We start from the raw sequence: 2,621 nt of genomic DNA on the forward strand, positions 1-2,621 counted from the left end.
TCAATACGACACTAACTTTTGATGGACATTAATACAGGCATTAATAATCCTATCACTTAACTCTTCTTTTCTCCACTTCTCCATCTTCTCCCTTTCTCCTTATTTTTATCCTACCTGAACCCTTACATTCTATTTTCAAGGTTTGACCACGAAGGTTGTCATAAGTAGAGTTGCTGATATAAATCCACTGACAATGCTTCCAATTATCCCCACTAAAAAACTAAATGGAAAATAGATAAATTCTACTTTATGATTACCTGCCGGGAAACTAATTGCCCGAAAGGCATAGTTTGCCCGATAAATCTTTGTTAACTTACCATCTATGTAAGCCTGCCAGCCAGGATAATATGTATCGCTTAAAAATAAAACACAATTCCCATTAGAAGATGCTTCAAGGATAATTTTGTTAGGTTGGTAATCTATAATTTTTATTTTGGATTTTGGATTTTGAATTCGGAGATTGTTGCAAGGCAAAATTTTGGATTTATTTTGGATTTCTGCTTCTATAATTACCTTTCTCATTGGATTAAAATTTAATCTGTTCATTACCTCTAAAATTTTAGCCCTATCTTCGATTACCTGTATCTTTGAGACAAAAAATACCCTTGGCAGACAGGTCATATTCTGGTATATTTTAATTGCGGCATCTTCATACACAAGTTTTAAGTGCGGCATTTTTAATTCAAACTTAGAGATAAGATATTTAACATTTAATAAGTCTAATAAAGTTAACCTTCCTTCTTTTTTAATCAATTCTAAAACCTGGTTGTAGTCATTCAGGGTTAAAGATTCATAGCCTTCGGCATCAAAAATTTTATAGAAAAGCCCTAAATTGGGGACTAAAGACCTCTGGACATTTATCAGTGCCTCTTCCAATGTCGCTCCACGAATGATATGGAAATACTTTTCACTTTTCGGCTCTAATAAGATGCGATAAAAATCCCTATCTTGCAAGATAAACCTTAAGCCCTCTGATTTATATCCATAAATCTTTTGAGGAACAAAGGGATTAATTCTGCTTCCAAACAGAGATAAGTCAAGGATGACAAGACCAACTATCCCAAAATTAAATGCGGCTATTGTAATTTTGTTTTTAAATAACAAAGAGATAAGCAAAATACAGGAGATAATAATTAAGCACACAATCATAAAATTTAAAAAAATGCTATTTGCCCAGGTATCTATCTGAAGGTCAGTTGCATCTGGAAAATAAATCTTTTTTAAAAAGGAAATAGCCTTTTGTTGATTTAAGAAGAAGATTAATGGGATTAATATGGTCAGACCTTGAAAATAGAATTTATTTTTAAAGTCTATTTTCAAGGTTTGACGCCGAAGGTAGTCATATCCAAAACCCGCTAAGATACTACATCCAAATGCGGCAAAAGAGAAAAATTTAACCGGGTATCTAATCATACTAAAACCAGGTAAATATTTATAAAGTAACTCATAGATTGGAAGGAGCCGACCTAAAGAAAGGATAAGAAAAATAAGGATAATTGAGGTAAAGAAGATAACGAGGCGGTTTTTTCTTATAAAAAGCATCGCCGTAAACACAAATAATAAAGGCAAAATGCCCATATAGATGCTCTCAAGCCAGGATTGACCAAACCAGAAATGACTCTCGTCAATAAAATTACCTGTAAAATAAGGTAAGACTAAATTTAATAATTCATGCGGTCCTAATGATAGACTTGTGGCATGGGTGAATTTAACTCCGCCGGTGCGGGTTGAAAATAAACCCATCTCTAAAAAAGGCAATATCTGGAAAAGGACTAATCCGATACAAATTACCCATGGAGTAATCCCTTGAAATATCCATTTTTTTAAAGGTTGTGGTTGAAATAACCAGAATAGGACTAACATAATTAAACTTCCATACAATTGTGTTGGTTCGCCGGCTAAAAATTGGACGGCTAAAAATAACCCGGTTAACATAAGATAAATGTTATGTTTGTTTGTTAAGGCTTTAGTATAGAATAAAAGGATAAGTGGCGTCCATGTAGCGGCACTTAGAGTGGTAAGCATATCAACTACGGATAAAAGAAATCCACCAAACCCGTAGGTAACGCTTGAGATTAAAGCCCCAGTTCTACTGATATTGAAATTACGCATCAATAGATAGGTAAAAATTGAGGCTAATGTAAAATGGGAAACGATAAATAGTTTAATTCCAAAGAAGAAAGGAAAGATGTAGGTTAAGATAGACATAGGATAAAATACTGCTGGTTGTAAAGCGGCTAAATTTGGAATGCCAGCAAATAAATAAGGATTCCAGAAAGGGATAATACCTTCGTTTATGGCAGAGGCACTAAAATAGCGAATTGGATAAAAATACCGATGAATATCACCATATCCAAAGGTAAAATCCGTTACTAATATTCTGGCAAAAAAGAGTAATGTTACGCCAATTAAAATTAATAGGATTGATATATCCTTTTTATTAAACATCCTGGTGAAAGTATAGCAAAGAATATCATTTATGTCAATAAAATCCTGTAACCGTTCAGGCTATATATCAAAAGTGTCCGAAAGGGGATAAGGAGATAAGAGTGATATGGAGATAAGATAATAGAAATAGATTGAAATTTATAGAAATAGGTAGAAATTGATTGTGGAAAACA

At 33.3% G+C, this 2,621-nt stretch carries 1 protein-coding gene; it reads right to left on the reverse strand.

The window, feature by feature from the left end:
• Nucleotides 1-135 precede the first annotated feature (135 nt).
• A complete protein-coding gene (locus AB1414_18880) occupies nucleotides 136-2,448 on the reverse strand; it encodes a YfhO family protein (protein ID MEW6609478.1) in 2,313 nt (770 codons plus the stop codon).
• Nucleotides 2,449-2,621: the final 173 nt, after the last annotated feature.

Source organism: bacterium (genome assembly GCA_040755795.1).
Classification (GTDB): Bacteria; UBA9089; CG2-30-40-21; order CG2-30-40-21; family SBAY01; genus JBFLXS01.